Source organism: bacterium (assembly GCA_035454885.1).
Lineage (GTDB): Bacteria > UBA10199 > UBA10199 > JACPAL01.
Genome location: DATIGE010000079.1, coordinates 1 through 4,964 on the forward strand (window position 1 = coordinate 1; position 4,964 = coordinate 4,964).

The 4,964-nt window shown below is 66.3% G+C and carries 5 protein-coding genes; all 5 read right to left on the minus strand.

Going from position 1 to position 4,964, the window contains the following annotated elements:
- The coding region (locus VLJ37_12830) for a hypothetical protein (GenBank protein ID HSA60557.1) at positions 1-329 on the minus strand (329 nt) is incomplete at its 3' end.
- The gene (locus VLJ37_12835; GenBank protein ID HSA60558.1) at positions 326-832 is read right to left on the minus strand and encodes a hypothetical protein; all 507 of its coding nucleotides are present in this window, start codon (positions 830-832) and stop codon (positions 326-328) included. The genes VLJ37_12830 and VLJ37_12835, both read right to left, overlap by 4 nt.
- A gap of 149 nt (positions 833-981) precedes the next feature.
- Positions 982-2,514, minus strand: coding sequence for a hypothetical protein (locus tag VLJ37_12840; GenBank protein ID HSA60559.1), 1,533 nt, complete (start codon positions 2,512-2,514; stop codon positions 982-984).
- A gap of 16 nt (positions 2,515-2,530) precedes the next feature.
- Positions 2,531-4,279: a hypothetical protein gene (locus VLJ37_12845; protein HSA60560.1), complete on the minus strand. Its 1,749-nt coding sequence runs from the start codon at positions 4,277-4,279 to the stop codon at positions 2,531-2,533.
- Between the two features lie 137 nt (positions 4,280-4,416).
- A partial coding sequence (locus tag VLJ37_12850) for a hypothetical protein (protein HSA60561.1) occupies positions 4,417-4,964 on the minus strand: 548 nt, incomplete at its 5' end.

Sequence of the window (4,964 nt, forward strand, 5' to 3'; positions counted from 1 at the left end):
AAGGCTCCGGCGAACGGTTTTTTTTCCGCCTCGGGAAACGTCTCGCACAGTCCTTGGAGGAAGGCCTTGAGGGAGGAGGACGATCCCTTCTTGAGGCGGCCCCGGAGGGCGACTTTGCCGTGGCGGACGTCGTGGAGGAAGAGGGCGCCGGCGTCGTGAGGCGAGGGGGAGGGGGCGGACGGCGTCTCCCAAGGCAGGCCTTGGAGTCCCCTCAGGTACCCCTCGGTCTGGGTGACGCTGGCCTTCACGAGGCCGGGCCGGCTGGTGGCGGCGTCGAGGCAGGAGCCGATCTGGGTGAGGACCTCGTCCACGGGAGGCCGGCGCGTCATGGGATGCCGTCCTTCTTTTTCAGGGCCGCGCCGATGAGCGCGAGGATTTCAGGGTCGGCGTTCTTGCCGTAGATGAGGCGTTGGAAGGTATGGCGTGACGGCTTCGCAGACGCTGCGTCCGCATCGCGCGTGTAAATTTCAAACGCCCGGCGGGCGATCTGGAGGGGTTTCGCCTGCCCCCTGAAAACGCGGTTCTCCACCCTGCGCACGGCCTCCTGAAAGACGGCGCGCAGCCGCTTGCGGTCCAGGCGCGTGCGAGTCGCCGGCCGGATGCCCGCCGCTTCGAGGATTCCGGTGATCTCCGGGAGGGCCGATCTTCCGGCCACGAACATGCAAAACGTCGTCCGGGCGGGACGTTTTTCGTCCGGCCGGAGTCCCTCACAGTAGATCCCGTGGGCCCGGACGGCAACGGCGCGCGGCCGAAGACGGCGCTGCGGGGCGTTGCGCGTCAGTTCGCTCAGGGCCTGCTCAAAGGCTGTGAAAACCTTCTCACGATCCAGCATGAAGGGGATCAAGAGCAAGTGCGGTGCCAGACGGTCTCAAGGGGCACGGGTCCTCTATCCTTTTGTTTTTCAATGATTTCCGAGGAGGGGCCCCTGTGCAATCACGGCGGTGAGCAATCCTGATTGCTCGGACTGCGCAAAGACGGCGGTCATCGTCCCAGACGGGCGGGATCGCGGAGAATTTCGCGCAGACCCTTCTCGAAAAAGTCCGTCTCGCCCGCGCGCCGCTCGGCCTCGATTCGGATCTCGGCGCCCATGCCGCCCGCGAAGGGCGAATGGGACCGGGCCGCGTCGGTCTCGATGTACTCGCCGCAGACGCTCATGAGGACGCGTTGAGGGGCGCCGCGCCGCACGATGTAGCCGCGGTCCTCGAGCTGCGTCCGCCACATCTCGGCCAGGTCGTTCGGATCCATCCTGTGGTATTCCGCCATGACCTTGTCGACCATCTCGTTGACCCGCTCCGTGAAGGCGCTGTTTGCCAGATCGCCGTCGCCGGGCAGGGCTTGTCCCTTGAGCAGGGCTTCGCGCGCGGTCTGTGAGAGAAAGTGCCGGTAGGTGAGGACGATTTGCGTACGGATGACGGCGGAGTCCACGCCCGCGACGGCATCGGCCTTGTCGCCGCGGATGAAGACGTTCTCCGGCGTGACGCCGCCGGAGAGGGGAGAGCCGCCCGTGCGCGCGACGCCGGTGGGCGATGCGTTGCGGTCGATATCGTCCAGGGCGGCGGCGATGTCGTCCGGCGCAGCGGGGGTTTTCGCGGCCTTCGTCGTGTCCTCCACGACGCTCGGGCCCGGGGCCGTTGGCGGACGGACGGGCGTCGCCGCCTTGGCCTCGGCCGGGCGTTCCAATCCGGGCGATGCCTTCACCTCATGTAACTTGCGTCTTGCGATCAAGTATCCGGCCGTTCCCCCCAGGCCGAGCAGGGCCAGTCCCGAGGCGACGAGACCGCCCCAATGGCCGACGGACCCGTTGTCCGAACCTCCGCCGGGCGGCGGGGCCACCGGTGCGCCCGACCCGCCGTCGCCCTCCGCGGGGACGGGGGACGAGACGGCCCGGGGGCCGGCGTCGGGGGCCGCAGGGGCCGGCGTGCTCAGATAGGTGAGCAGTCCGAGGACGACGTGCGCGTTTTCAACGAGCCTCCGCCCGTTCGCCAGAAACTCTTCTTCCGTTTGATGGGCGCCGAACAGGTCTTCGACGCACTTGGAATATTCGTCGCGGTCCATGCGGCCGTCAGCGCCGTATTGTTTCCGGATGTCGTCAAAGAGGCTCAGGGCATCGTGAATCGACCTGTGAATGGGCCGGAGACCGTCCAAGTATCTTTCCGCGGCGTCGTCTCCGCCCTTGGCCTTGGCGTCCGCCACCTGGCGGTCGACTTCCTCGCGATTGTAGCCGGTGGCCTTGAAGAGGCAGGCCAAGTGGTCGTGGGTGTAGACGTCGAGACGGAAGGCCTCGCCGTTCATGTAGGGGAGATCGGCGGGACGGCCGTCCAGCCCCATCTTGTTGAAGGCGTCCGTCGTGGACGAGGGGGCCGTCGCGTCAAACGCGTGACGGACATCCAGCCGGCGGTAGAGATCGAGGAGGGGAAAACGCCTCGCCTTTTCGGCGGCGTTCTTCGCATCCTGCTGATCGATCTCCGTCAGAATCTGATTCAAGTTGGACGGTAGGGCGCGACACTCGGTCATAGGGCCTCCATGATTCTTATTGGACCTTCGGCTTCCTCGGCGGAACCCAGCCTCCGCCGCCCCCGGTCCCGGCGAACGCCTTGATCACCACCGGTCCGGTCTCGCCGATCTTGACCCAGTCCGCTCCGGCCTTTTGTTCGATGATCAGCGCTCCGCTGTAAGCCTCGCGCTTTCCGTACTGCGGGATGACGATCTTGCTGTTCGGGCCCTTCTCGAGGCCGCCGCTCCAAAGGACGTCGGAGGAACCCGTGCCCGAGCCTCGCCGGATGCGGACGTCCTTGGCCTCGCCGCTGGAGTTCATGTCCACGACGACGGAGGCCGTCGTGTAGCTGTAGACAGGCGCGGGCGGACGGGGTTGCGCGGCGACGTTGGTCAGGGTCACCACCGGGGGCGCCGCCGGGTTCACCGTCACGTTGACCGTCGGGTAGAGGATGGTCGGCTGATTCGGACGCATCACGCGGAGCTGGACCTGATGGGGTCCGTTGCCGACCGAGGCCGGAAGCGCGAGCGCCGTGTTGCGGTCGGCGGGCAGGGCCGCCGGTTTGCCCACGGGATTTCCGTCCACGTAGAGCTGATAGGTCGAGTTGGCCGGAAAATCCGCCGTGGTCTGCACGTTGCCGGAAGGGATCGGCCGCTCGACCGGCGCTCCGCCCACCGTGTCCGGCGCCGGACGGACGGCCGCCGCGGGCATATGGAGGACCGCGCCGTAACTGGCGCCGTTGTCGCTGACCTTGGCCGGCTCTCCGACCGTCAAGGGAACGATCTTGATCTTGTCCGCCGTGTCGTTGGGATGGCGATAGCGTATCTTGATCTCGTGCGCGCCGACCGTCATGGCCGAGGCCGGGACTTCATAAGGGGCCGAGGTGTCTTCGGGCAGTTTGTCGAACTGAACTCCCAGGATCTTGGCGTCGGGGCTTAAACCCCCAAGGGCGCGGACCGCGGCATCGTCCGCCAGGATCAATGCCTCGTTGGCCGTGCGCGTGACCGCCGGGGCGCGGTCGGACGGAGGAGGCGGTGGAGGCGCGACGGCGCCTCGCGGCTTCTCGACCGCGCTGCCGCCGAAGGAGCCGCCGATGCCGAGAGTTCCCTCCAGCCTCCAAAAACCGAAACCATCCCCGCCGGAGGGCAACAGATGCGTGTAACCCGGCTCGAATCCGAGAAAGGCTCCGACATGGCCCCAGGCGCCGCGGGCCAGATGGACGCCGAGGGCGATGGGAACACCGATGTCCAAGTAGGCCCCGTTCGCTTCCCACAGGTTGCCGATGCGGGGATTGAGGACGCCCTTGTTGCCGGAGTTGCCCGTGCGCGGACCCGCGGAGGGCTCGCTGCAATTCCGCCCAAAATCACCGGGTTGGCAGGAGGCCGGGAAGGAGACCGTCTCACCCTCCGCCGTGGAGAATCCGCCGAGGCCTAGAGCGGCGCCGATCGAGGCCGAAAGCCGTCGATCCGCCCAAGGCGGCACCAGGCGCAGGGTGGGGGCGATCCGCCCGCCGTAACGCGTGAACGCCGAGTTGACGCCGCCTCCACCGGGGAGAGTGACGTCCTTACTGAAGTGGCCGACCTCACCGCCGAACGGGAGGTCAAAGTGCGTGGTCCATTGATCGCCGCCGATGAGCCAACTCGGGACCCAGGAAAGGCGGAGACCGGGTCCGCTGTGACCATAGTTGCCGAGACCGCCGGTGTAGACCCCGGTCAGTTCGGCTCCGTTCGCCATGCCGGGGGCCGCCGTCGTTCCGCCGCCGACGTTGTTGATTGTGTCCGCCATGATGATCCTCCTAAAGATTCGCCGTTGAAAATTTTTTCCGCGTGAGTGCGCGTTGCTAAATCTATGTTCGGTCGCGAAGTCGAAACATTGCTTGGGAAGTGGCGCGGAGCCGCGGATTTCGCGGAATATATGGAATCTTAGGAATGTATTTTTTCCAACTTGCCGTTGGTGAGAACGCGGTAGATTTCGGAGGCGACGCCGTCGCGGAGACGGCGCGCGTCTTCGGGCGAGGACGTTTCGAGGCGGGCGATCTTTTGGTTCAGTTCCTTCAAGACCCGGGGCAGCCCTTCCGCCGCCTGTCCGGCGTAATCAAGGTAACCGCTGTGGAGGGCGCGCGTGAGGATGGTGGAACGGTTCTTGCGCAGGAAGTGCGCGGCCTCGGGTTCGGTCAAAGCCAGACGCTTCGCGGCCTGGTCGAGGCGGGCGATCATCCGAGGGAGAGCGGAGACCGCCTTCGCGGCATAGCCGACGTCGGCGTTGTGGAGGGCCCTGAGGATGATGGAGGAAAAATTCCCGGCGAGGATCTTGGCCTGTTCGCGTCCCTCCCAGTCGGGACGGCGGCGCAGGCATTCGATGACGCCCTGGAGCCAGCCGCGCATGAGGAGGTAGTCGCGGACGTTCCGCAGATGAAGGCGATCATCGAGGAGATAGGCGGACAGATCGCCGGCGACGCCTTCCTCATAGT

Coding starts and splice junctions, on each gene's coding strand:
- VLJ37_12835 (HSA60558.1), bottom strand. CDS start 832: ATGCTGGATCGTGAGAAGGTTTTCACAGCCTTTGAGCAGGCCCTGAGC.
- VLJ37_12840 (HSA60559.1), bottom strand. CDS start 2,514: ATGACCGAGTGTCGCGCCCTACCGTCCAACTTGAATCAGATTCTGACG.
- VLJ37_12845 (HSA60560.1), bottom strand. CDS start 4,279: ATGGCGGACACAATCAACAACGTCGGCGGCGGAACGACGGCGGCCCCC.